The organism is Paenibacillus sp. CMM36 (assembly GCF_053570945.1).
Genome location: NZ_JBSEDY010000007.1, coordinates 215,135 through 241,333, shown reverse-complemented (window position 1 = coordinate 241,333; position 26,199 = coordinate 215,135). Strand labels below are relative to the sequence as shown.

Here is a 26,199-nt window from a genome sequence, read left to right as displayed (position 1 = left end):
AAAAGAAAAGGTCACTACTGACCTTTACTTAATAAAGCTGTTAAACGTTGTTTGACCTCTGTTGCAAATGGAACCAACTGCTGTGGAAGTTCACCTTCCAGGCTGGATACGGACAAGCGTGTAATAGCTCCAATGATGAGCACACCGGATAGCTTAGCATCCTGCTTCGGCAGTTCACCTTGTTGAATCCCCTGTTCGATGAATTCAGTCAACGCCTCCAGCGGCTGACGCACATTCTGGCTCTGGCTTGCTTCAACATACAGCTCATGATGCTGTGATAGTAGAAGCAAACCATACTGGTCCTCATCATGCATATTCAGCACTTCATCCACCAGTTGATGGAAACGACTAACGAAGTTCCCACTCTGCTTGCGATAGAAGTCAATTAAGGTGGTGTAGCTATTGCAATACTGCCCAAATACTTCCAAGGCCATCGCATCTTTACTCTTAAAATGCTTATAAATCGCGGCATCCGTCACACCGGCAGCCTCTCCAATTTCTTTGACTGAAATCCCGTCAATTCCTTTGGTTGCAAATAAGCACATCGCTGCCTGCAGAATATCTTTCTTTTTGCTGTCTATATGTGTTTTCTTGTTCATAAAATTATAGTAAGTGATAACTAACTAAAATGCAAATTATATTTTTATGCAGGCTCATTCTGTCTTCATACTTTCATTTGATATATATTGTATTAAACCTAAATACCATGTTTTTATAAGTGAATGATCATAAATACAATTAATGATACGTGTATCGCCACATTTTATTCATATAAAATAGATATGTAATCGAATAAAACGGGCGCTCGGGCAGGCGGGACTCATTATGCTTAAGGTGCATGCAGTCACCCAGCAGGGAAAAGACTCAGGCAGTCTTGGCATATGAGCGACGAGCACATTTCCCCGCTGCAAAAAGTCGTGCACGCCATCCATAACCAAAGCTCCAAGGCCGGTCTTCAGCTTTGGCATGTCGGACGCAAAGGCTCGTTGCCCCAAAAACAGCTGTATCTGCCTCTGGGTTGCCTCACCGCGAACAGTATCATCCACTGGCTCGCACACTAAATTGAACAATTTCCACAATAATAGGTGTGCCGGAGGAAATTGCCTCCCCTTCGTTAAGGCGAATCGTCAGCGATTCAGGTGTCAGTCTATACAATGTGCTTTCTTGTATCATTCCATTAATGTATAGATTGGCATAACTGTTGCTTCCGACATTAAACCGCTGAAAGGGCTCCTGTACACCATCTACAGAAAATTGATCCGCCATAATCGTGATTGAAGACTCAATTGTAGCAGGTGCAAAATAAAAATATCGCTCGGCTATGGGTATAATTTCAATATTTGAAATGTCAGCTGCCGGACCGGTTGGGCCTGTTATTCCTTGGGCTCCGGTTGGGCCCGCTATGCCCTGTGCTCCAGTAGGGCCGGGTGCACCTGTTGCACCTGAACTACCTTGGACGCCAGCCGGACCTGGCGCTCCCCGTGTTCCTGCTGGACCCTGTATTCCTGGTATTCCTTGGACTCCCGGTGTTCCCGCAGTTCCCGGTATGCCTTGTGCTCCTGCTAAACCTGGAATACCTTGTACCCCTGTTAACCCGGCTTCGCCTTGCTTCCCTGTCAAACCAGGAATACCCTGTGCTCCTGCCGAACCTGGAACACCCGGCTTTCCCGTCTTGCCCATTCTCCGCCTCCGCTTGGTAGGAGCATTTCTACATCTCCGTTGCATGATTAGCTTTGGATGCTTTTTGGCATGGAACCCCGTTTTTGTTCTACCTTTGAGTGAATAACTTGTTTTACACTTTTTACGTTTGTTGATCTTGCAATGTACGGTTCTTTTTCCTTGCCTTCTTAGTGATGAATCGCGTCTCCTCATACCAGTCGTATACACCTCCTTCTCACATGCTTATTTATGTATTGTATGCATATCCCTCTTTAGGGTTTTAGGCATTTGTAGGATGCCGATTCCAAGTATTCGCTTCCATCTGTATTTGTAGCAAAATAGGCCTTCTCCATTCACCCTATTATTAATAGAAAGGTTAATATGCCGTTTCCGAATAGGTTGAGAAATCATTTATTGATTAAGAGCCACCGAATGGCTCATACCAGTAAAGAAAGGAGATGAAAACTATGCCCATCATAAAACCTGTGTACACAGCAGTAGCTACTGCTCCCGTAGCAACTGGTGGTGCCATAAGCACGACTGTAACCCCAGCCGTGACTCGTTTTTTTGCAACAATTACAGCCGGGATGATCGGAGCAACAACAACAACTATTCCTGCTGCAAGCTTCGTAGATGACGCCGACGCTCCAGTAGTTGCTTTACCAACATTAACGGCTACTGATTCTGCTAATTATTATATTAATGGAGTTATTCAGCAGAGTTCCTTATTCACCCTGACCACGGCAAGTCTGGTCATTGCCTCTGTAGATATTACACCAGGTGTCCCCGCTGTCATAGAAATATCTGATTTTAGCGGCACAACCTCCACCATATCAACTCAGCCCACCATCTCTGCCCCTACCGTAACAATTATCACTTAAGACGTTTCATCCTTTTGATTCAAGATGGACTGAACGGTCATTCACACTGTACATTACCCCGTATAAGCTAGAAAAGACCGATTCAGATGTCGATATCTGAATCGGTCTTTTAAGCTCAAGATGAATATACAATCGTTTTCAAATGACTGGGTACTGTATGATTAAGGCAAAATAGCAAAGGAGCGCACTGGAAATCCGGGGGAATCTTGAATGCTCGGAACGATATTATATATGACCGCGCCCGTCGGGGGCAACTTGTCCAAATTTGTCAGCATCTCAACTTGATACCGATCCTGCTCCAATATGTAATATTCCCCTACCAGCTTGCCAGCTTTGCGATAAGCTACAGAAGAATCCGTATCTAGCGTTTCATGTCCAATGGCAGCCACATTCCGTTCTTCTACCAAAAAGCGTAGCGCCTCTAGCGACCAGCCCGGACAGTGTGCATCTCCGGCGTCATCCTTGTTCGAGAAGGCATCTGAATCAGGCCAACGTTTGCTCCAATCACTGCGAAAAGCGACAAAGGACTGATCAGCAATGCGTCCATGCTCTTTCTCAAAGTCCAAAATATCCGCAACCGTAAGTTCATAGTCAGAATTAGCTGCAACGGCTGCTGAACGGTCAATGACAACGAGCGGCAAAACCAGCTCCTTCAATGAAAGCTCATGCAAGTAACGTTTGCCCTTCACAAAATGAACGGGTGCGTCAATGTGAGTCCCATACTGACCTGGAAAGCAGTATTGTTTTACAAAAAAGCCATCGTCGTGGGTAAACAGGGTATCCACCTGAACATTATCGAATACTGGAAAATGAGGGATTTCAGGATAAAAAGCGTGGGACAAATCTACCCAGTCTTTTTGCTTCAACAACTTCAAGATATCTGCTAAATGCTCTGCCATGATGCCCATTCCTCCTCAGCTTTATTACAAGCCATTTTACCTGAGGATTCTGCAAAAATCTATAAATCGACCTTCCAGAATGTATAGATTGAAATCGTTAACATTTTGAGAAAAAACACAAAAACAATTCCATATATTCATATATACATTTCCTATTCCGTGTGATTGTTAACGTTTTCATTATTACATATACGTCTTGATTGGAAAAAGTAGGGGTCTATTGAATTATATAAAAAATTCGACAAAAATTTTAGTATGTAACTTTTATTATATTAACAAATACTGGAACACGAAGTATGATAGAAAATGTAGAAACCACAGGAGCACCCGGGACTCCCTTCGTTTGTCTACTCTATTCATCCAATATACGGAGGTATTTTATGAAAAAGAGATTTTCACTCGGAATTGCAGCAGCTCTGCTATTCACTACCCTGTCCCCTCTTGGTTCACCTGCTCATGCAGCCAGCGATATTGGTAAAGAAACGCTTGGTAACAAAAACGGTTGGGCAGCCTTTTCTACAGGCACAACAGGCGGAGCTGCAGCCTCTTCTTCTAATATTTTCACCGTAACGAATCGCAAGCAATTAGTCGATGCTTTGGGCAAAAACAGCAATAGTACGCCTAAAATCATTTATGTCAAAGGCACGGTCAACGCCAACGTCGATGACAATAACAAGCCGTTGGGATTGAACGATTACAAGGACTCTAAATATGATTTTGACGCCTACCTCAAAGCTTATGACCCATCCACTTGGGGTAAAAAGGCTCCGTCCGGCACATTGGAAAAGGCACGTGAGGCTTCACAAAAAAATCAGGCCAGTCGTGTCGTCATTGAGATTCCTTCTAATACAACGATTGTCGGTCAGGGTAGCAATGCCGTCATTAACGGCGCGAACCTTCAACTAAAAAAAGGGACAGATAATGTCATTATCCGTAATATTGAGTTCCAGGATGCCTACGATTATTTTCCTCAATGGGACCCAACGGACGGCAGCACAGGCAATTGGAATTCGGAATATGACAGCATTACAATTAACGGCGCCACACATGTATGGGTAGACCACAATACCTTCAATGATGGATCTCACCCAGATAGCCAAAACGGCTCCTTTTACGGTCAAGAATACCAGCATCATGATGGGCTTCTCGATGTGATTAACCAGGGCGATCTGGTTACGGTTTCTTACAATCATTTTTACGATCATGATAAATCATCGATTATTGGCAACAGCGACAGTAAAACAGCAGATGAAGGGACTTTACGTGTAACCCTGCATCACAATTATTATGAAAACACGGTACAACGCACACCACGCGTGCGGTATGGACAAGTCCATCTGTACAACAATTACTATACAGGTGATGTAAAACGCTCCGAATATCCTTCACTGTATATATGGGGCGCAGGTAAATCCTCCAAAATCTTCGCCGAAAACAATGTTATTGACGTTGCCGGTTTATCTGCAGCTAAAATCGTGACTGTCTTTGGTGGAACTGCCCTGTCAGATACGGGCACAATCCTGAATGGACAAGCTGTTAATGCAGGCTCCAGCGCGGGTCTTAGCTCCTCTGTAGGCTGGAAACCATCGCTGAACGATAAAATTTCCCCATCCGCCAGTGTGAAGGCAGAAGTCACTTCCCAAGCTGGCTCTGGTAAGCTGTAAACACTGCCCGTTAACACAAATAACCGCAGACGCATACAACCTGCGATTTTACACCAAAAAGGCTGTTTCCTCCGTAGAATGATTCCACACGGAGAGAACAGCCCTTTTTTTATTTTTCATTTGTTTAATTACAAATTATAGCGCACATTAACTGCCGTATTGTTCTACCAAAACCGGCTTTTCAAATGCGTTATCCAGCTTGCGAAGCTTAGCCTTTACCGCATCTGGCGGCTCAACCGCTGGCGCATCTGGATGCAGCAACCATGATTTCACAAAGTGCGTATCGGATAATTGAAAGAGTGGAGGCTCTTTCTCAAAGTCAATTTTCATAGCATAAGAACTGCGAGCTGCAAAAGCATCCCCTACAGGTGGGTGAAGCAGATCCGGAGGTGTTCCCGGAATAGCTGCCAGCTTCTGACCATGGCTGTCCAAACTTGGCATAGAGGCGAGAAGGCCCCATGTATATGGATGTTTCGGGTTGTAGAAAATTTCATTAACCGTACCTGTTTCCACGATTTGTCCTGCGTACATAACAGCAACGCGATCAGCCATCTTCGCCACAACACCGAGGTCATGAGTAATAAAGATGATGGAAGTATCAATCTTTTTCTGAAGATCTTTCATCAGTTCCAAAATTTGAGCTTGAATCGTTACGTCCAACGCAGTCGTCGGCTCATCGGCAATCAGAAGTTTCGGATTAGCAGCCAATGCCATCGCAATGACGACACGTTGACGCATACCGCCACTAAATTCATGCGGATATTGGTTAAAACGCTGTTCTGGATGTGGAATACCTACTAGATTCAGCAACTCAATACCCCGCTTGCGAGCAGCATCCTTGGATATTTTTTCATGCTTGAAAAGCACTTCCGTAATCTGCTTGCCCACTTTCATCGTCGGGTTAAGCGAAGTCATTGGGTCCTGAGAAATCAGGCCAATTTCCTTACCACGAATTTTTTGCATCTGCTTTTCCGTTTTATTAATCAGCTCTTGTCCGTCAAACATAATTTGACCCTTTTGATAAATGCCCGGAGGGGTCGGAATCAACTTCATAACAGCTTGTGAGGTTACGCTTTTACCTGAGCCGGATTCGCCCACAATCGCCAGCGTCTCTCCTTTATTGACATGAAAGTTTACGCCACGAATGGCCTGCACTAGTCCCTGGCGGGTCTTGAAAGATATCGTTAAGTCCTTCACTTCCAAAAGGCGGTTCATCTCATCACTCTTTCATTTATTATTCATCACTATTATTGACCACTATCTAAAAAAACGACGTCCATGAGTCAAGGTATATACGATTAATTTTACTCAGTTTAGTACCTACCAGTCAAGCTATATCTCAAATATCACCGAAAAACTTCCATTCGATGTTAGATAAATGAAATGTTTCTCCGAAAAAACGATCATTTTTAACCATTTTTGTACTCATTTATAACATGCGCTGGATATAGCTGAAGCGTGCTCCACCCAATGGCGAACGTGTGCAGAGTAGTTCTCCATTCAACCGGGTAGCAATTTGACGACAAATAGCCAATCCAAGACCTGTGACACCATTCGAGCCCGCATAGAATCTTCCGAACACCTCGGTTGCCTCTTGTTCGGTCAGCCCTTCCCCATCATCATCCACATGCATAACCCATACAACCTCCGGTGTTGTCCCTGTCTCCAAATGAATGACAACCTCCGCAGAGGTATGCCGAACTGCATTTTGCAGCAAATTCAATATCATGCGGAACAATTGCTCGGCCGGAACGGCCACATGCAGACCCTCTCCCTCCACTCGGAGCGAGATAGAACGTTCAGCAGCCACCGGCATCAATAGATGAACAGCATCCTCCGCCATGCTTCTAAGATCAACCAGAGAGACAGGCCACTCTTCATTCAGCGCCTCCAGCCTCGATAGCTGCAGCAGCTTTTCCACCATGTCAATTAACCGCTGGGACTGCACTTTGATGATACTCAGTCCCTCGTCCTGGGATACCACTTGATCCTGTATGGCATATACATAGCCTTGAATCGACATTAACGGTGTCCTTAGCTCGTGAGATACATTTTGTAGAAATTCAATTTGACCGTGATGGTGCTGCTGAATACGGGCGGACATGGAATGAAAGGTGCCGATCAGCTCGCCAATCTCACTTTTATCCGCCTGTGGAAAATCACTATCCTGCGGCTGATTCGGCTCATAGTTGCCAACCGCCTCTTTCAATCGTTTGAGCGGACGCACCAGACGCGAGACCACCATCAGACCAATGACGAGAATCACTAAAAAACCCGCGATGATAGACAGTAATGTGGTTCTCATTAACGGTACATACAGGGCTCTCAAAGAAGATAAGGGTGAGTATACAAAAATACGAAAAGGTTGTCCGGGCAATTCCTCATTCGTAAACAGTACCTTTTTACCTTGAAGCACAGCCACCCCTTCATGTGTAGCGGTCAGATCCTGGGCAGACGGATGAACCGATGCAAAAAATCCCTGGCGGATCAAAAGCAAATGTTCGATCTTTTTGCCTTCCATTCCAGAAACGCTTGAGTCGATGATGTGGTTATCCGTGCTTAAAATAAAGTAATCGGTAGATAAAAGCACGCCCTTGATAACATAGTTAAATTCAGCATTATCCAGTCGATCAAAGCCTCCATCACTCATAATATGGACGGCTTTGCGTGCCTGCTCATGAAGTTTGGATTTGGCTTGATTCACCAGAATGTCGTCGATAAGTCTGATGAATAAGACCACTGTAATACAGACGGTAATAAGCATGGCGATGGACAGGGAAAGCAGTATTTTAGCTCTCATCGTACGCATGATTACAACTCCTGAACCGTTGCTTTATATCCGAAACCCCATACGGTGTTAATGACGAGCGTAGAGTGATATTCAGCTAACTTTTTACGAATCCGTTTGACCAGATCATCCACGACTCTCACATCACCTATAAAATCATAGCTCCACACCTGCTGAATCAGATGTTCCCTGCCAAAAGGTCTTTCCAGATGATTCGCAAGAAACAGCAACAGATCGAATTCACGTGAGGTTAAATTCAGCTCTTGTCCGTCCACTGTGACTTTACGAAAGTCAGCAAAAATATACAGATTGCCCGCATGGCATAGATCTGCGTTTTCTGCCGCTTGCCTATCGTCCGATGCAGACATTCCGGCCTTGCTCAGTCTCAGCATTGCTTTGACCCTTCCTACCAACTCCCTTGGATTAAAGGGCTTGGTCAAAAAATCGCTGCAGCCCAGCTCCAGCCCGTGAATACGGTCGTTCTCTTCTCCACGGGCAGAGATCATAATGATCGGCATTTCCGTAAACTCACGAAGCTGAGTCAGTAGAGAAAGCCCATCAATGCCAGGCATCATAATATCAAGAACGAGACAATCCGGACGGTTCGTACGGATATGCTCTACCAGTGTTTTACCGCTGGAAAAGGAAGTCACCTCGTAGGATTCTTTTTTCAAATATTCAGATATTAATTGCAGAATGAACACATCGTCATCCACTACTACTATTTTTGTCATGGCCTTAACCCCTTGCCGTTGTTCTGGATGCTTCCATCCTCTCTTTAAGCTTAACAGAAGCCTAGCAGAATAGACAAAAGACGGGTATACCGTTCCCGGTCCCGTCTTTCTTATCATGAATCGCTGCTGTATATGCCAGGCGAGCTGAGTGCTAACTACGCATCAAACTTATTTCTTGGTTGTTACTACTTTGGCTGCTGCTTTTGGAGCTGTTTTTGCTGGGACTGCTTTTTTAACTGGAGTTTTGTGGGTCACTTTTTTAGCTACGACATGATGTGTACGAGTTTTATGAGCTGTTGCTTTGTGTTTAACAACATTATGTTTTTTGGCATGATGTTTAACTGTACGGTGCTGCCCTTTCACTGCTTTTGTTTTGTGGCTTGCCGCTTTTTTCGCAACGGATTTTTTGGCAGGGGCTTTCTTTGCTTTGGTTGTTGTTTTATGAGCTGTTACAGCTTTTTTAACCGGTGTTTTTACCACAGGTGTTTTCGTCACAGGTGCTTTTGCCGGTGTTTTGGTAGCTGGTGTCATAACCGCAGGAGCTTTGGTTACTGGTGCAGTGCTCGCTGGAGTCGTTGTTGCTGTAGCGGCGAATGCGCTGCTTGCTCCTCCCAGTACACTTACTACGGTCAATACGGCTGCTGCATTTTTAGTCCATTTTTTCATGATTGAATCACCTCTCCTTTAAAGTATCTTTAGCTTATCAGGAGAATTCGGCATAATTGTGGAGCAAATGTGTGAAAAGTATATGAAAAAGCGTGCAGTTCTGTATTTAGAAAATACATGAGTCTGCACGCTATGAGTTTTACAATAACCGTCTTCACTAGCCAATGGCGATCCAGGAAATAATACCGTAGTTATGCGCGGTTTCGTTCCACTTGGTTACGACGATCACTGCTCCATTCGGCGTCTGAGATTTCAGCGTCGCATGAAAGAGAGGGTGGTTCGTCATCGCTACTAATGTGTAGTCCGGGTTTACAAAAGGCTCCCCGAATACAATGGTCACTTCCGTCTCTCCTTCACTGCCTTTCAAAAGAAACGGCGCTCTGCCGAACTGCTGCAATGCGGGCTGATTCGCACACGTACGAACCGGAGTGATGCTCAAATGCTCCGGCTTCACTGCGTTCAGCTCCAACTCACGTGAGCCTACAGTGCCTTCCACCAGATGATGGCCTTCAATGCTCTGCTCTGCCACATGATGGCTTTGTACCGCAGCGGCCTGCAGATGCTCTGCTCCCACAGCTCCCGGGCTCAGCACCTCTCTGTCGACGGCCTGAGCTTGCAGATGGTTTCGAGATATACTGTTTGCCTGAAGTCTGTCGCCACTGATACCTTCCTCTGGCAAAAGTCCCGAGAGATGAATATCTGTGGACAGCTGAGCCCGTGTCACTGAGCCTGCTTTTAGGTGATGCGAATCAATAACTTCCTCTCCAATGTGGTGGCTCTCAATAGCCTCCTCAGCCACATGACGGGACTGTACCGTTCCATCTGCCAGCTTGCTGGATGTTACCGCTCCTTCTTGTATAGCATCCTCAACCACCGCCTGCCAGCCTACATGCTGTGGTTGAATAGCCCCTGCTTGCAGATGCTCCGACTGGACTGAATCCAGCGCGATATGCCTGGACTGCACCACGCCTTCTGCCAGTGCGGACCCTTGGATCGCCCCCTCGGCCAAATGCTGAGCGTGTACGGCATGCTCCGTTAAATGCACGGAGTTTATGCTGGCTTCTGCCAAATTCGAAGCACGCACCGCCCGAAGTGCAAGCTTCTCAGCGTTCACGCTGCCTGCCTGGAGCGCGTGAACCGATATACTCCCCGGCGCAATATGCCGAGTCATCACTGCCGAAGCCTGCAAATGATCAGAGGTGACCGATTCAGGAGCCAGGTGGCTCGACTGGACGGCCTCTTCTGCCAAATGATTGGCTTGCACCGCTTCGTCTGTAATGTGCCACGGCTGGACCGAATGAGGAGATATTTTAGCGGCAGTTACGCCATCATCCGCTAGTTTGTCGGACGTAACGGACTCATTCTGCAAAGCATTGGTCGATATTGCTTGTGAGGCGATATGCACACCTTGAATAGTTCCAAGATGCAGATGGTGCGGTTGAATAGACTCCGGTGCGATATGCACGGACTTCACCGCCCCCTCTGCCAGCGCTCTGTCCTGTACAACACCGGGTGCCAAATGCCGAGGGTGTACGGCATGCTCAGACAGCTGTGAAGGACCAACACTTCCTTCCGCGAGATTCGTCGCGTGCACCGAGCGTGCCGCCAGTTTTTCCGAGGTGATGCTTTCTGCTTGAAGCGCACGACCTGACACACTGTCCTGGGCCAGATGTCTCGCAAATACCGAGGAAGCCTGCAAATGATCAGAGGTGACGGATTCAGGAGCCAGATGGCTCGACTGGACGGCCTCTTCTGCCAAATGATTGGCTTGCACCGCTTCGTCTGTAATGTGCCATGGCTGGACTGAGTGAGCAGACAGCTTGGCGGCAGTCACGCCCTCATCCGCCAGTTTGTCGGACGTAACGGACTCATTCTGCAAAGCATCGGTCGGTATTGCTTGTGAGGCGATATGCACACCCTGAATGGTTCCCATTTGCAGATGATGCGACTGGACGGACTCCGGTGCGATATGCACGGATTTCACTGCCCCTTCTGCCAGCGCTCTGTCCTGTACTGCACCAGGTGCCAAATGCCGGGGGTGTACGGCATGCTCAGACAATTGTGAAGGGCCGACGCTTCCTTCCGCGAGATTCGTCGCTTGCACCGAGCGTGCCGCCAGCTTTTCCGAGGTGACGCTTTCTGCTTGTAACGCACGGCTAGACACACTATCCGGGGCCAGATGGCTCGCAAGTACCGCCGAAGACTGCAAGTGGGCTGAAGTGACAGATTCCGGTGACAGATGGCTCGACTGGATGGTCTCTTCTGCCAAATGATTGGCTTGCACTGCTTCGTCCGCAATGTGCCACGGTTGTACCGAGTGAGCCGACAGTTTGGCAGCAGTCACACCCTCATTCGCTAATTTATCAGACGTAACGGACTCATCCTGTAATACATCGGTCGATATCGACAGGGATGCTAGATGCTCGCTCTGAATAGTTCCAGGGTGCAGGTGATGCGGCTGGATGGATTCCGGGGCAATGTGTACTGACTTCACTGCCCCCTCAGCTAGCGCTGTATCCTGCACAGCGCCGACTGCCAAGTGCTGAGTGTGTACCGACTGTGCAGATAAATGCGAAGGACCGACGCTGTCTTCCGCAAGATTCGTCCCTTGTACCGAGCGTGCTGCCAGCTTTTCCGAAGTGACGCTTTCCGCTTGTAGCGCAAGACCGGATACACTATCCGGCGCCAAATGACTCGCAAGTATCACCGAAGACTGTAAGTGGGCTGAGGTGACAGATTCCGGCGCCAGATGACTTGATTGAACGGCCTCTTCTGCCAAATGATTAGCTTGCACTGCTTCATCTGTAATGTGCCACGGCTGTACCGAGTGAGCCGACAACTTAGTGGCAGTCACACCCTCATCGGCCAATTTATCAGATGTCACAGACTCATCCTGTAAAACATCAGTCGATATCGACTGAGATACCAGATGCTCGCCCTGAATGGTTCCAGGGTGCAAATGGTGTGATTGGATTGATTCTGGAGCGATATGCACGGATTTCACTGCTCCCTCTGCCAACGCTCTATCCTGTACCGCTCCGGCTACCAGATGCCGGCTGTGTACGGAATGTGCAGACAGATGTGACGGTCCGATGCTGCCTTCCGCAAGATTCGTCCCTTGTACCGAGCGCGCTGCCAGCTTTTCCGAGGTGACGCTTTCCGCCTGTAGTGCACGACCGGATACACTATCTGGCGCCAGATGACTCGTAAGCACTGAGGAAGCCTGCAAATGGCGAGAGGTAACGGATTCGGAAGCCAGATGGCTTGACTGGATGGATTCTGCTGCCAAATGATTTCCTTGCACTGCTTCGTCTGTAATGTGCCACGGCTGTACCGAGTTGACCGCCAGCTTGGCGGAAGTCACACCCTCATCCACCAATTTATCGGAGGTAACAGACGCATCCTGCAAAGCATCGGTCGATATGGCCTGGGATGCGATATGCTCGCCCTGAATGCTTCCTGTGTGCAGGTGATGTGGCTGGATTGACCCCGCGGTAATGTGTACCGACTTCACTGCTCCCTTTGCCAGCGTTGTATCCTGTACTGCGCCAGTTGCCAAATGCCGGGCGTGTACCGACTGTGCAGACAAATGTGACGGGCCGACGCTGTCTTCCGCAAGATTCGTTCCTTGCACCGAGTGGGCTGCCAGCTTTTCCGAGGTGACGCTTTCCGCTTGTAGCGCACGGCCGGACACACTATCCGGGGCCAGATGGCTCGTGAGCACTGACGAAGACTGCAAGTGGGCTGAAGTGACACTTTCCGGTGCCAGATGGTTCGACTGGATGGATTCTGCTGCCAAATGATTTCCTTGCACTGCTTCGTCTGTAATGTGCCACGACTGTACGGAGTGGGCCGACAGCTTGGCGGCAGTCACGCCCTCATCTGCCAGTTTGTCAGATGTCACAGACTCATCTTGTAAAGCATCGGTCGAAATGGCCTGGGATGCAATATGCTCGCCCTGAATGATTTCAGTATGCAGATGGTGTGGTTGGATCGATTCCGGGGCAATGTGCACGGACTTCACCGCTCCCTCTGCCAGCACTCTATCCTGTACCGCTCCAGCTGCCAAATGCCGCGTGTGTACGGACTGCACAGATAGATGTGAAGGGCCGATACTGCCTTCTGCAAGGTTCAATCCTTGTACCGAGCGGGCTGCCAGCTTTTCCGAGGTTACACTTTCCGCTTGAAGTGCACGACCGGACACACTATCCGGAGCCAAATGTCTCGTTAGCACCGAGGAGGCCTGTAGGTGCACCGAGGTGACCGCTCCAGATGCCAGATGGGTCGAGTCCACAACCGCCACGGCCAAATGGTTGCTTTGTACAGCTTCATCCATAATATGCTCGGACTGCACTGCATGGGCCGACAACTTGGTAGAGGTTACACTTTCCTCTGATAGTTTGGCAGAGGTAACCGCTTCATCCTGTATGGCTTGAGTCGCTATAGCCTGCAATGCAATATGCTCTCCCTGAATGATCCCGCTTTGCAAATGCTCGGATTGGATGGATTCTGCTGTAAGATGCTCAGACTTCACAGCATTCTGGGCTAATATCGTGTCCTCTACTGATCCTGCGGCCAAATGTCTGGTTTGTACGGCCTGTGCAGCCAAATGCCCGGGTCCCACGCTGTTTTCCGCCAGGTTGGAAGCCTGCACAGCCCGAGCCGCTAACTTCTCGGAAGTGACGCTTTCCGACTGAAGTGCATGGCCGGACACACTATCTGGGGCGAGATGTTTGGTTTGGACCGAAGCAGACTGCAAATGGTTGGAGGTGACGGATTCCGGCGCCAGATGATTCGCCTCCACTGCTTCAACAGCCAGATGGTTGCTCAGTACTGCTTTATCCGTAATATGCCATGGCTGCACCGAACGAGCAGACAGCTTGGAGGAAGTGACACTGCCCTCAGCTAGCTTAGGCGCAGTAATCGCCAAATCATTAATTTTATCCGTAGCCACACTTTCCGGCGATAGTTTCAACGAAGTAACGGCATGATCCTGTAAATGGTGGGAGTATACCGCACCACTGGCCAAATGCGCGGTATGAACAGCGCCTTCGCCTAGTATGTCTGCGGTAACGGACTGTTCTTGCAACGCCGCGGTTCCGACACTTTCTTCCCCAAGATGCTTGCTCTGTACAGAGCTCTGGGCCAAATGGGTTGAATCCACCGATTGAGCCTGTAACGCCTTTCCGCCCACACTGTTGTCGGCAAGGTGGTTTTCACGGATTACTCCCGTTGCAATGTGTACGTGGGTAATGGCTTGAGACGCAACTTTATTTCCGGTTACCGCCCCTGTGCCAATTTTAGTTTCTATAACCGCCTCGTCAGCGATTTTGTCAGACTTAATAGCGCTCGAAGCGATGTGATTTTCCTTGATAGCCTGATTCGCCACATGGTAATCCAGAACTGCACCCTTCCCTATTTTCTCGCTTGTCACAGCCCCGGAATGCAAATGTTGCTCCGTAACCGCCTCTGGTGCAATATGATCTTTCCGAATAATTTCGGATTGAAGATGCACGGAAGAAACTGCCTCTGGAGAAATCTGAGGTCCTTGTATGGCTGCTGTTGCAATATGTCTGGTAAGTACTGCCTCATCGGCAATTTTGTGTGGGAGAATGCTCTGATCCGATATTTTGGATGAAGTGACGGATTGATCAACAATCTGCAATGAGCCTACAGACTGATCTGCCAGTTTATTGGATTGAATACTCCGATCCGCGATATGCCGGGCTGTTACTTGGCCCGTTCCAAGCTGCTCTTCCCCGATGGAGCCAGGACCCAGATGCTTTCTTTCAATCGCTCCTGCCTGAATGTGCGTACTGGTGACTGCCTCAGACTCCAGATGACGCCCGCTGACAACACCTTCCTCCAATTGTTCCCTGCCCACAATTCCGTCGGATAGCTGCTTGCGATTAATCGAACCGGGGGCCAAATGCCTTGCATGAACGGCATGCTCGGTCAGGTGCGCGCTCTCAATGCTGCCTGCCTGGATTTTAGTTCCATCCACAGCCCCATCCCGCAATTTGGAGGTGGTCACAGACTGATCGCCCAGCTTGGAGCTATCAACAGCTTCATTCGCCAAATTGTTCGATTGAATCGTACCGCTGCGAATTTTATCGGAGGTGACCGACTGATCTTGAAGCATATCTGAAGACACGATCCATTGCTTGAAATGACGGCTTTCAATCGAGCCATTGGCAATATGATCGCCGCTGATAATTTTATCCGCCAGCTTTTCTGGAGTGATGCTGCCATCACGAAGTTTTTCACCACTAATAGAGCGATCCTGCAATTTACTGCCTGCCACTGATGCGTCTGACAGATGCTCGACCGTAATGGAGTCGGGAGCAATCTTCGAAGCAGTCACAGCACCGTCAGCTATTTTAATTGTATGAACAGCATAATCTGCTAGAAATTCCGTTTGGATACTCTCTTGTTTCAGCTTGCTGGAATCTATGGAAGCGGGAGCGATCTTTTCACCTGTCACAGCGAAATCACTCAAATCGTCTGTATAGATGAAAGCATTGTTTACATGCGGAGCCTTCTTATTGTTCAAAATTTCTTCCACATCAATTGGATCAGGTTCTGGTTCTGGTTCCGGCTCTAGCTCTAGCTCTATCTCTGGCTCTGGCTCTAGCTCTGGCAGTGGGGGTTCTTCCATCAAAGCTGGAGTCTCCTCTACATCTGCAACCTCAATTTCTTTCTCGTGCAGAGCCTCGACTTCAGGCTCGAAAACTGTCTTTAGCTCCGACTCCTCTGTAGTTGGGGGAGGCGGAGAAGCAACTTGATGAAGTCTTGCTTCTGTCTCCCTCTCCGCAGGCAGTGGTTTTGAGCGTTGTATCATACTTAACTCATTCATATCCGGGTCAATTACACGATAGAGCGGCTTTTTGTTTCTGTTGGTTTTTCGGCTCTTGTTCTTCAAGCAGCTCTCTCCCTTCTCATGTTTATCGTTACAGCATCATATGCAGACCCTTAGGCACTTGCCACCCTGTACAGAGATTCACTTTTGGGTAAAAAGGATACTTACTAAAATCCACGTTTGAAAAAAAATAGTTAAAAGTTAAAATAGTAAGGGTGAAGATCGCTACAAGAAGAGAGGAATTACAATAACATGATTATCAAACCAAGAACACGTGGCTTTATCTGCACCACTGCTCATCCGGTGGGCTGTGCCCAACATGTTCAGGAGCAAATTGACTATGTACAGGCCCGTCCTGCTATCCAAGGCCCCCGTAATGTACTTGTAATCGGGGCATCTGCCGGATATGGATTGGCTTCTCGCATTACTGCCGCCTTCGGTGCGCGTGCCAATACAATTGGCGTGTATCGTCCTAGCAATGCTACGGCTACACGCACAGCATCGGCAGGCTGGTACAATTCTGCTGCATTTGAAAAAGCCGCTCAGGAAGCTGGGCTTAAATCCTTAAGCGTGACAGGAGATGCCTTCTCGGATGAGGTCAAAGCCAAAACGGTGGAAGCCATTCGCGAAGAACTGGGACAAGTCGATCTAGTGGTTTATAGTGTCGCTTCAGGTCGCCGTACAAATCCCCGCACAGGCGAAACGTTTAATTCCGTGCTTAAACCTATTGGTAAGCCTTACACAAACAAGACCGTTAACTTCCACACCGGGGAAGTCAGCAGCGTGACGCTCGAACCCGCAACAGAAGAAGAGGTACAAGGAACTGTAGAAGTTATGGGCGGTGAGGACTGGAAATTGTGGATTGACGCCTTGCGTGCTGGCGGCGTGCTCGCCGATACTGCAACGACCTTCTCTTTTTCGTACATCGGTTCAGATATTACACAAGCCATCTACAGAGAGGGCAGTATCGGAAGTGCAAAGGATCATCTGGAGGAGACAGCACGTCAGCTGAACGATCAGCTGAAAGTTACAGGCGGACGCGCCTTCGTCGCAGTCACCAAAGGACTCGTTACCCAATCAAGCTCCGCTATCCCTGTCGTTCCTCTGTATATTTCTGCTTTATATAAGGTAATGAAGGAAAAAGGGCTGCATGAAGGGTGCGTAGAACAGAGCTACCGCCTGTTTGCTGAGCGTCTGTACGCACCAGAAACTCCTGTAGATGAAGAAGGACGTATTCGCATTGATGATTGGGAACTGCGCGAAGACGTGCAGGCAGAGGTTGAGAAGATATGGGAGGCGCTGACGACCAACAATATCTACGAATTGTCAGATCTTGAAGGATATCGTCGCGAATTTTTCCAACTGTTCGGCTTTGAGTTCGAAGGTGTGGACTATGATGCTGATATTGATCCCATCATAAATATTCCTAACGTGCGCTAAGTCTTTTAGTGCTGTCCCTATGTTAGAAAAACAAAAAAAGCTGTTCTCCAGCAGAGAAACATTTCGTTCTGCATGGAGGACAGCTTTTGTTTTTAATTAAAAGGGACACTTATGTCCGCTTTGAACTGCAAATGATGCTATCATTGCAATTTTAAATTTCATTTGATATTGTACAGGTAGGCATAGCAAAATCCCTCTTCCTAACAAGAGGGTAAACACAGTTGGACAAGTCCTACCTTGACTGACCGTGATACTATTTGCTCAGCCCATCACACCCATATAAGGAGGTGCACAACATGGCAAAAGACGTTCTGTGTGAAGTCAACTCTTGTACGTACTGGGCCCAAGAGAATAAATGCAGCGCTAGCTCCATTTACATCGTAAGCAACAGACCAGAAGACACTCACAAGTCTGAAGAAACAGACTGCAAAACCTTCGAAGCCAAGTAAATCTTTGATTTCAAGCCTAGCTTTATAATGAAGGAGCCCATGCCCGGGTTCCTTCTTTCTTATGATATTCTAACAAGAATGATAATTATTATCAAGTCCTTTTTCGGTACAGAAAAGCGCTTTTCGCTTGTATACAATCATTTCTCTGCTACTTTATAAATCCACGCTGAAAAGGACACTGCTGTTCTCTCTAAAGACAAAAAAAGAAGCGTCGCTCTGAACGATTCGCTTCTTGTGCTTGACCTTTTGTAATTGTTCCTGCTTGGTCGGCTTCATTCGTATGTGCTGTGAAATCTCGCCATAATGGTCATTTGTTTTGCGGCTCTGTGCCGCGCAATAGATTCCAGCGCGTTTTGCCTTGCTTAGCGCTTTTTGTGTTTGAGTACGTGCCATACGGCTTCACTCTCCTTCATTGGACTCCTTTTATCATAGCATCCAATAGTCAAATCGTGAATGGTTTGTCTGACTCAAGCATTCTTCAATTCATTAAATGTCTGAAAAAATATCCGGATCGCCACTGGAGGCCGCTACAATAAAAACAATAACTATAAAAATGATGATCAGTGTATAAATCAGTGTACCGATAATACTACATACCAGTCCAGCAATGGCCATACCTCTGCCTTGCTCGCCATGACGGTTAATTTCCTTCAGGGAAAGACTGGACAAAATAATACCCACAATTCCGATAATCAACCCGATATAGGGAATGACAACAGATAAAATCCCGAGCACCATCGAGGCAACAGCTTTACTATTGGTAGGTGGAACTACTGGGGGCGGGTTAAATGGGGCGTTATAATCGTTCGTCTCCTGAAAAGGATCGGAAGATCGAGGCTCCTTGTACAAATCACTCATCTGTTAAATTCAACTCCAATACGAAAAATAGCAATTATATAAGTTCTAGGGTACCACAATCTTACAAATCAGGACAGTACTTATTTCGAATTTTTAAATTAGAACGTTAAAAAGAAGAAACATAGCGATATTAGCACTTTTTGAGGTAACTGGGCATACAGTATTTTACCTGTTACAGATCAATTGTGCTCCATGAGAGCATCCTGCCAAGGAGGTCGGAGCTATGCTATATCGTGCAACATCCCACAGAAAGCGCTCGCCTCACAAACGTTTAAATGCAAACACACTTAGGATAATATCCACTGCCATGCTGCCATTTTACAAAGCTATAGCAACTCGCCGTGCGTTTGCAGTTCAATGGTCACGAGCTGTCGTTCAGGCGAATTTGGATCGGATGAAATCCCTTCTCTGCTCAGTAGCTCCATTTGCCGCCAAACAAGGCTTAGGCACGAATGGCATCGGCTACTTTATTTCCTTTTTAGCTCAGCCACCGATGCTCTATTATACGAATGGAACAACGATTCCACCGGGGACTGTGCAGTTTACATTTGAGCCGAGAGTTCATCGCGCCATCGCAAAAGCCGTTTTTCCGCTGTATCGCGAATTAGCACGTAATCCATGTTTTGCTTCTGCCTTAGCCAAAGCGATCAACAGACAAGACCAGCGTGCAGTTCATGTCATGATCCGTAGTTTGATTCCATCCTCTGCGCTGAAATCCGTACAGATTGAGGACGATGGCTTTGCCTTGCTTTTTAAGTATCCCTTTAGTAAGTATCCCTATCGCAATCTGCTCTTTCGGGAGTTCACTTAAAAAGGTTGCTACTAGCGTGCTTGCTTGAGTTCTCCAATGAGCTCTTTTCCCAGTTGTATAGCCATATCTGTCAGCACTCGGATTTCGTCCTTGGATGCATGGTCCAAATGTGTCCCGCAGCAAATGGCAAAATTGCCCGCAAACTCTTTTCGTAAGCGAACTGCAATTTCTTCGGTAATATAAAACTCCTTGTGATTTTGCAATTGCACAGTTTGAATCGGCTCGAGTCTGGCCCCTGCTGTAATCGTTCCCAAATGGGGCTGATCACCGCCAGAAATGAGTACAACGATATCTTCCCCCATAAAATAGGCATCCAGTACAAGACGGATACGTCCGCTTTCTTTTTGCAAATGAATCATAGGATCCTCTCCTGCTAAAAAATATTATTGTGAAACGATTCACTTTATAGAGTTCTACTCATTGTATCGCTTCTTGAACAGTTCGACAATTTAAAAATGGCCCACAGCAGCCTATAAACCGTAGCTTGCTGTGGGCCTTCATTGTTATTCTAAAAGAAGCATTTCCCTTCCTGCTGGCTTTTAACGGATCGTGATCGTATGCACAGTCTTACCGCTTGCGCCATCATTATCCGTCACCGTTAGCTCTACGGTATACGTTCCAGCTGTGGTGAATTTATGTTTCACCTTGGAACCGACTGCCGTATCGCCATCGCCAAAATTCCAGCTGTAGCTGACGATTTCACCGTCTACATCACGGGAAGCTTTGGCGTTAAATTGTACATTTTTGTTCTTCTTAGCTGATTCATTAGCCTGAATAATGGCTACTGGCTTTTCATTGGATGTAGGTGGATTCGGATCAGGGTTCTGTCCTCCACCATTGGTTACATACAATCTTCCCGGCGCCTCCGTCTCCACTTCATTTCCCGCTGCATCCCTTACCCGGATCACGATGACTCCGCCTTCCAGGTTCAGAGAAGATGAAGTGAAATAAGTACCTTCATAGTGGCCTGACGAAGTCTCATTTAATGGAATATCGTTGCGGCCCAAAGTGGACAGGTTGAAAGGCAGCTCCACATGGAAGGACGCTTCCAAACCGGATGCACTGTCAAAGGATACTCGTACCGACTGTCCTGGAGTAATACGCACATCCTCAGCAGGACTAATGTTTTCAAGCTTCGGCAGAGCTGTATCGACATACACCGAGCGCGTAACAGTTGTTTCGTTTTCGGCAAGATCCTTGGCCGTCACTGTAATTTGATTTTCACCTTCGTTGATAAGCAACCGCTTGTTAAAGCTGCCGTCACTTCCAAATTCAGCGGGCTCACCATTAATCGTCAATTCGGTGAGGAACTCGTCATACACAGTACCGACTACACTGACTACACCCGCGTTTGTACGCGCCCCTTCATCAGGTGAAGTCAGGATCAGCCCCGGTTTAGTCTGATCGAGCGTCACAACTACCGGCTCGGAACGGTCCGTTACTTTGCCGTATACCGCTGCTTGAACACTTAGCGGATTAGCACCTGGCTGAAGATCGACCGACAGACTGAACTGACGATCCTTCACCTTCGTTGTGCCAGCCAGCTCCTTGCCGTTAAAGAGCTGAATATCGGCTCCTTCTGCCGGGGAAGTTCCTGTTACGGTAATCGTCTCTTCCTGCGTATAGGTAGCCTTCGTAGGAGTCGTAATCGTTGGAGCATTCACCGGATATCTGACGATAGCCCGGATCATGTAGTTCCCTTCCTCCTCAGGTGATTGGCTCCATGTGCCGCTTACACCTTGCCAGCTTCGAAGCGCATTGGGACTGCTTTCATCTGTAGCAAGACCCGGCGACTGTGTGCCTACAGCAGACTGTGTATATACGATGTAGAAGTCACCTTGAACCGTCACCGGCTCTGGGAGCTGCACCGTCGTCCATTGTGTCTCATCCCGTACGGCAGTCCCGTCGAATGGACCAGCCAACAATCGTCCAGGTGCTCCTGCCACACCGGAGGCGTCATAGACAGAATATTGGAATGCCGTTCCTCCCGGATTCGGGAAGGCAGAGTTCCAGAACAAAAGCGATGCTCCTGTCACTTGAGTCACTTCCGACTCAGGTGTCATTCTGACTGCCCATGAGTTGCCTGCCGCATTAAAGGCTCTGGCATTTTCTCCTGTCCCGTCATCGTAAGCAATGCCTCCTTGGAACCCGATAAAAGGTTTCAACATGACATTCGCTTCCACACTACCGTTCGGAGGAGCAGTAACGGATACACTGTCGCTATAATAATTTTCGGCTGCAATGGACAATGTGTATGTTCCTTCCAGCACGTCCAGTGTAAATTCTCCAGCCTCATTCGTTTCTACCGGAGCAATACGTGCATCCTCCAGCACCAACACTTTCGCTTTTTGGATCGGTTCACCGGATTGCTTGTCGGTAATGACCCCGTGAATCGTACCGTGAGGTATGGCCTGAAGACTAAAGTTTGCTCTGATGACTTTGTTATTCTCAATCGTGACTGCTTTCGTTTGAGGCACGTAACCATAGGCTTCAGCCTTCAGCGTATAGTCGCCGGCTACATGGGTGAAGCTGTATTTGCCCGTGGTCGGATCCGTTTTTACCGAACGTCCGGTTTCCAATACCGTAACCGTAGCGCTGGCTGGAAGACTGTCGAGACCGACACGTCCACGTTCCACCGTTGTTTCTGCCGGCTTCACTTTCTCCTGGAATTCACTCTTTTCAGTGCTTGTAATTTTGTACAGCGGGAACTGTTCTTCCGCTTTTTCCAGCTTGATATTCGACTCAGGTACAATGTCCTTGGTCACTGTCGCAGCTGGAATTCCCAACACACGGAAATCGTCAATATACCAGCCGTTCTTGTTGACACTGTTATCTGATTTCAAACGGAAGCGAATTTGAATTTCATTTCCGGCGTAGCTATCTAGATTGTAATAAACCGGAGCCCACTTTTTCCCGTTCGTATTGTGAGAGAATTTGCCCAGCTCGCTCCACGTGTCACCATTGTTTTTGGACACTTCCACATAACCGTAATCATAGCCAGCCTCAATTTCAAACCAGTGATTGAAGGTCAGTGTTGCGTTGCGTACAGCTTGCAAATTAATTTTTGGAGAAACCAGCGAAAAGTCAGCTCCGTTCTCATAATTGCTATCAAGATCGGTTGCCCACACATTCGGTTTGGACACCGCACTCTCTGGTCCTACTTCCTTAGGAATGCCGCGTTCCCACTCATCTTTGGTGCCGGAATGAGTCCAGCCATTATCCGAGCTGCCATCAAAATGATCGCTATACAGCGTATCCGGCACGTCTACTCTCAGAGAAGCCTCATTCGACTTGATTCCTTCATTGCCACTATAATCCTCGGCCGCCACTGCATAATGGTAAGTCGCTCCACCGACCGTGATGGTATCTGTGAATGTCAGTGCTGAGGTTGTACCGACGGAAGCATAATTTTTACCTGACTGGGTAGAACGATACACCTTGTACTGCTTCACATCTTCATCGGAGGAAGCATTCCAGGCCAGCGTGACGTTGCCCACAGTATCTGCTTCAGCAGTCAAATTGCTCGGCGCAGCAGGTGCAACGGTGTCTGGCTCCTGAATCGACAGATCGTCAATATACCAGCCATCTTTCACAACCGTATTGTCACTAGTAAAGTTGAACAGGAGGTACACCTTTTGACCCGCGAATGCCCGCAAATCAAGATATTGTGTTTTCCAGCCGTTGCTGGTACCGGTAAACGATAATACCTGTTCAAACGCATTCTGATTGTTTGTGGTTGCTACGTACACTTTGCCGAAATCAGAATTATTTTCAAGATCGTACCAATGCTTGAAGCTGACCAATGCCCCTTTTGAACTCTCGGTCAGATCAATCGGAGGGGCCATAAAATAACTGTTGGAGTTAGCCTGATATTGGCCTTCGAGATTAGTCGCGATGACCTTTGTACCCGAATGTGCGCTTTTAGGGCCGCTTGTCGGAGTTCCCCATTTCCAAACACTGCCCTGTCCACCGACATTAATACCGGCAATGTCTTTTTCAAAGTCTTGTGTGTAGCCTGGTTTTACGCCTTTGGAGATTTTAACTTTGTATACTTCAGTTTCAAATCCGTTATTACCGTAATCATTTACACGAATATAGTATTCCAGACCAGCGCTGTCCACCAAAAAAGTCGGGATGGATGCTTGATATGTACCATCTTTGCTGTCGCCGGAGGTCCGTTCGAACGGAATATATACATAGTTTGACGTACCTGCTGTTTTGGCAAATGCCTCAACGGCTGTCACGCCGACATCATCCGTTACATGAGCAGTCAGAGGTATATCAATACCCTCGAATGCGGCTGCGGGCGGTGTATGCTCGAGAACAGGTGCTTCCAGATCGTCGCCACCCGTTACAACTTTACCAGACACGGAGCCCAGACCTTGCATGACCGAACCGACTGCATCCAGCGCATTAATGACACCATGTCCGTAGCCATTGTTTGGCGAAGTAGGATATGTGCTGTCCGTGCGTGGTGTAGCCGTGTTCATCAAAATTTCCTCAAGCTGGTCTACGGTAAGAGAATGATTCGCCTGCAGCAACAGTGCTGCAAGACCCGCAACATGCGGACCTGCCATGGAAGTACCGTTATATCCACCTTTATAGGCGCCGCCAGCGACAGATGACCGGATATTTACACCCGGCGCGGAAACTTCTGGCTTCACCTCACCATAGGGTGAGGGTCCTAACAATGAGAAGCTGGCCAGATTATCATTGCTATCCGTGGCTCCAGTAGCAAAGGATTCCGGATAGTTCGCCGGATTGGCTACCGAGGCAGGTCCGCCCGGATTGGAAAGAGAGGTGTTACCTGCGGAGAATTCGGGGAAGATTTGAGCATCCCGCCATGCCTGAACCACAGGCCGGAACCATTCATCAAGACCCGGTCCGCCTCCCCACGAGTTGTTCACTACGTCTGGAGCAAGCTCGGGATGAAGATTTCCTTGGGCATCTTTTGGCGCAAGCAGCCATTGACCGCCATCCAGTATAATTGCATCCGTCGTTTCCGGATTAAAAATCCGAACCGCAATCCACTTCGCCCCAGGGGCAACGCCCACTCGGTTCGTTCCGTTTTCCTCAGAGCCGACCATGGTACCCATTGTATGTGTACCATGGGAATCGTCTTCCTGATCGACCGGAAGCGTTGCGTGACTATGCGGATCGTACCAGCTCAGCTCGGGATTCACGACATTGCCTGCCGCGTCCAGACCCCGCCATTTGCGATGAAGGGCCGGATGTGTATAATCTACACCTGTATCCAGATTGGCAACCACGATTCCGGTTCCGTCGATTCCTTTTTCCCACACTTGTGGTGCGTTAATATGGGATATGTTCCATTCCACCGTAGATGGGTCTACAGCGTTCTTACCTGCATTGCCAGGCTTAGCCGATGTTTTGCCATCGTCCTTCTCCAGTTCTACAGCTTTCTCTACCGTTGCAGACTTCGCCGTTGCTGCTGTCGCTGTTTCAGCTGTTTTGGCATTTGCCCCCTCTGCTTGCTTGTCAACCGTCACCTTTTGCAGATAACGCGTTTCATTCGGCAAGACTTTATCGACCTCAGGCAACTGCGAAATATGATCCAGCACCTCCTTGGTGCTTGTTACAGCCAATGCATTGACAATAAAAAAGCTTTTATATTCCTTCACTCCGCCGCTCTCTGATTGCTTATCCAAATAATTTTCAAGCCCATATTGGGTTCTTGAAGCCGTTTCGCGCAGAGAACTGATCACATGGCTGCGTGCAGCCATTTTGGCAGCGGAGGGTGTTATTTTCTCAAGTGAGGCCTTTTGGAGAGCATTTTTGGAAACCTTGTTGGTGTCTACCTGTTCTTTTAATTTGACCAGATAGGTAACATAGTTATTCTCCTCAAACTGTTTGGTCAGTTTCGGAGATACCTTCGCGGTCGTGACCTTGTGAGAGGCTGATTTCAGCTCCAGCTTGGAGCCATCCGGTGTGTTATTCGCCAAAGCAGGTTGAACAAAGGAAAAGGCCATTAGTAAAGATAGTCCGATAGACAGTGGTTTCTTGAATCGTTTAGGTTTAATCAATTACTTTTCCACTCCTTTTACTAGGTTTAATGTTTCTGAAACAACCTGTACAGAGTAAGACCTCATGCCTTGCACATCAAACACACGGGTTGCGCAACATGATGTGGTTGGCGACCACCTCCTTCATAGAATATAGAGGCACAAAAATATTTGGCTGTTCATAGATGGTGGTACTTCATAGGTGAGTTTACAATCCCAATAGAAGAGCGATGAAATTCAGTAGAAACCAAGGAGAAAAAGCAGGAGAACTTCGAAGAAAAACATGTTATATCATTACAGTTTATATTAAAAATTGATATATAATCATATATTATGGAATAGTATAAAGTTATCAAAACAGATATACAAGTCATTTTTTTGCATTTTTCTTGAAATTCTATGACTTTTATATTCTTTTATGTACGAAAACCCCTTTTTAGCAGCTACGTAATTAGTGCATTACACGGT

General features: G+C 47.6%; 18 protein-coding genes. 6 read left to right on the top strand and 12 right to left on the bottom strand.

From position 1 onward, the window contains the following. Positions 1–14: 14 nt before the first annotated feature. Positions 15–599 (bottom strand): TetR/AcrR family transcriptional regulator, encoded by a 585-nt coding sequence (locus ACWA2B_RS16135; protein WP_209949784.1) that lies wholly within the window; start codon positions 597–599, stop codon positions 15–17. Between the two features lie 282 nt (positions 600–881). On the opposite strand from ACWA2B_RS16135, the gene ACWA2B_RS16130 reads away from it, so the two are divergent. Continuing rightward, a complete protein-coding gene (locus ACWA2B_RS16130) occupies positions 882–1,061 on the top strand; it encodes an oxidoreductase (RefSeq protein WP_238437886.1) in 180 nt (59 codons plus the stop codon). On the opposite strand, the gene ACWA2B_RS16125 is transcribed toward ACWA2B_RS16130, so the two are convergent. Further along, complete coding sequence (locus ACWA2B_RS16125; protein ID WP_080658569.1) at positions 1,039–1,680, bottom strand: DUF4183 domain-containing protein; 642 nt, start codon at positions 1,678–1,680, stop codon at positions 1,039–1,041. The genes ACWA2B_RS16130 and ACWA2B_RS16125 overlap by 23 nt on opposite strands. A gap of 446 nt (positions 1,681–2,126) precedes the next feature. On the opposite strand from ACWA2B_RS16125, the gene ACWA2B_RS16120 reads away from it, so the two are divergent. Continuing rightward, positions 2,127–2,540: a DUF4183 domain-containing protein gene (locus ACWA2B_RS16120; protein ID WP_013311418.1), complete on the top strand. Its 414-nt coding sequence runs from the start codon at positions 2,127–2,129 to the stop codon at positions 2,538–2,540. Between the two features lie 161 nt (positions 2,541–2,701). Here the strand turns inward: ACWA2B_RS16120 and ACWA2B_RS16115 are convergent, their stop codons facing one another. Beyond that, positions 2,702–3,439, bottom strand: a complete 738-nt coding sequence (locus tag ACWA2B_RS16115) for a cyclase family protein (RefSeq protein WP_342434370.1) — start codon at positions 3,437–3,439, stop codon at positions 2,702–2,704. Positions 3,440–3,819: 380 nt separating this feature from the next. Between ACWA2B_RS16115 and ACWA2B_RS16110 the strand changes: the two genes are divergently transcribed. Beyond that, the gene (locus ACWA2B_RS16110; protein ID WP_449292392.1) at positions 3,820–5,103 is read left to right on the top strand and encodes a pectate lyase family protein; all 1,284 of its coding nucleotides are present in this window, start codon (positions 3,820–3,822) and stop codon (positions 5,101–5,103) included. Positions 5,104–5,250: 147 nt separating this feature from the next. On the opposite strand, the gene ACWA2B_RS16105 is transcribed toward ACWA2B_RS16110, so the two are convergent. The 5 genes from ACWA2B_RS16105 to ACWA2B_RS16085 all read right to left on the bottom strand — a co-directional run bounded on the left by ACWA2B_RS16105 (position 5,251) and on the right by ACWA2B_RS16085 (position 16,213). Next, the gene (locus tag ACWA2B_RS16105; protein WP_029515635.1) at positions 5,251–6,318 is read right to left on the bottom strand and encodes an ABC transporter ATP-binding protein; all 1,068 of its coding nucleotides are present in this window, start codon (positions 6,316–6,318) and stop codon (positions 5,251–5,253) included. Between the two features lie 214 nt (positions 6,319–6,532). Beyond that, entirely contained in the window at positions 6,533–7,912 is a 1,380-nt protein-coding gene (locus ACWA2B_RS16100; RefSeq protein ID WP_342434371.1) for a HAMP domain-containing sensor histidine kinase, read from the bottom strand. Between the two features lie 2 nt (positions 7,913–7,914). Continuing rightward, positions 7,915–8,625 (bottom strand): response regulator transcription factor, encoded by a 711-nt coding sequence (locus ACWA2B_RS16095; RefSeq protein ID WP_029515637.1) that lies wholly within the window; start codon positions 8,623–8,625, stop codon positions 7,915–7,917. Between the two features lie 168 nt (positions 8,626–8,793). After that, the gene (locus tag ACWA2B_RS16090) at positions 8,794–9,291 is read right to left on the bottom strand and encodes a hypothetical protein (protein WP_340956463.1); all 498 of its coding nucleotides are present in this window, start codon (positions 9,289–9,291) and stop codon (positions 8,794–8,796) included. 157 nt (positions 9,292–9,448) lie between these two features. Then, positions 9,449–16,213, bottom strand: coding sequence for a WIAG-tail domain (locus ACWA2B_RS16085; RefSeq protein WP_342434372.1), 6,765 nt, complete (start codon positions 16,211–16,213; stop codon positions 9,449–9,451). A 189-nt stretch (positions 16,214–16,402) separates the two neighbouring features. Here ACWA2B_RS16085 and fabV point away from each other — a divergent pair, with 189 nt between their 5' ends. Continuing rightward, positions 16,403–17,590: an enoyl-ACP reductase FabV gene (fabV, locus tag ACWA2B_RS16080; protein ID WP_029515641.1), complete on the top strand. Its 1,188-nt coding sequence runs from the start codon at positions 16,403–16,405 to the stop codon at positions 17,588–17,590. Positions 17,591–17,886: 296 nt separating this feature from the next. Continuing rightward, positions 17,887–18,039: a DUF1540 domain-containing protein gene (locus ACWA2B_RS16075; protein WP_013311427.1), complete on the top strand. Its 153-nt coding sequence runs from the start codon at positions 17,887–17,889 to the stop codon at positions 18,037–18,039. Positions 18,040–18,192: 153 nt separating this feature from the next. Here the strand turns inward: ACWA2B_RS16075 and ACWA2B_RS16070 are convergent, their stop codons facing one another. After that, positions 18,193–18,432 (bottom strand): hypothetical protein, encoded by a 240-nt coding sequence (locus ACWA2B_RS16070; protein WP_340886161.1) that lies wholly within the window; start codon positions 18,430–18,432, stop codon positions 18,193–18,195. Positions 18,433–18,525: 93 nt separating this feature from the next. Next, entirely contained in the window at positions 18,526–18,897 is a 372-nt protein-coding gene (locus tag ACWA2B_RS16065) for a DUF4190 domain-containing protein (RefSeq protein WP_025720792.1), read from the bottom strand. 223 nt (positions 18,898–19,120) lie between these two features. Here ACWA2B_RS16065 and ACWA2B_RS16060 point away from each other — a divergent pair, with 223 nt between their 5' ends. Then, positions 19,121–19,708 (top strand): hypothetical protein, encoded by a 588-nt coding sequence (locus tag ACWA2B_RS16060; RefSeq protein ID WP_025720794.1) that lies wholly within the window; start codon positions 19,121–19,123, stop codon positions 19,706–19,708. An 11-nt stretch (positions 19,709–19,719) separates the two neighbouring features. Here ACWA2B_RS16060 and lpdD read toward each other — a convergent pair whose 3' ends face one another. Then, positions 19,720–20,067 carry a prenylated flavin chaperone LpdD gene (gene lpdD, locus ACWA2B_RS16055; protein WP_029515644.1) on the bottom strand — a complete coding sequence of 116 codons (348 nt, stop codon included), beginning with the start codon at positions 20,065–20,067 and terminating at the stop codon, positions 19,720–19,722. Between the two features lie 180 nt (positions 20,068–20,247). Continuing rightward, on the bottom strand, positions 20,248–25,752 hold the full coding sequence (locus tag ACWA2B_RS16050) for a S8 family serine peptidase (RefSeq protein WP_449292391.1): 5,505 nt from the start codon (positions 25,750–25,752) through the stop codon (positions 20,248–20,250). Positions 25,753–26,199: the final 447 nt, after the last annotated feature.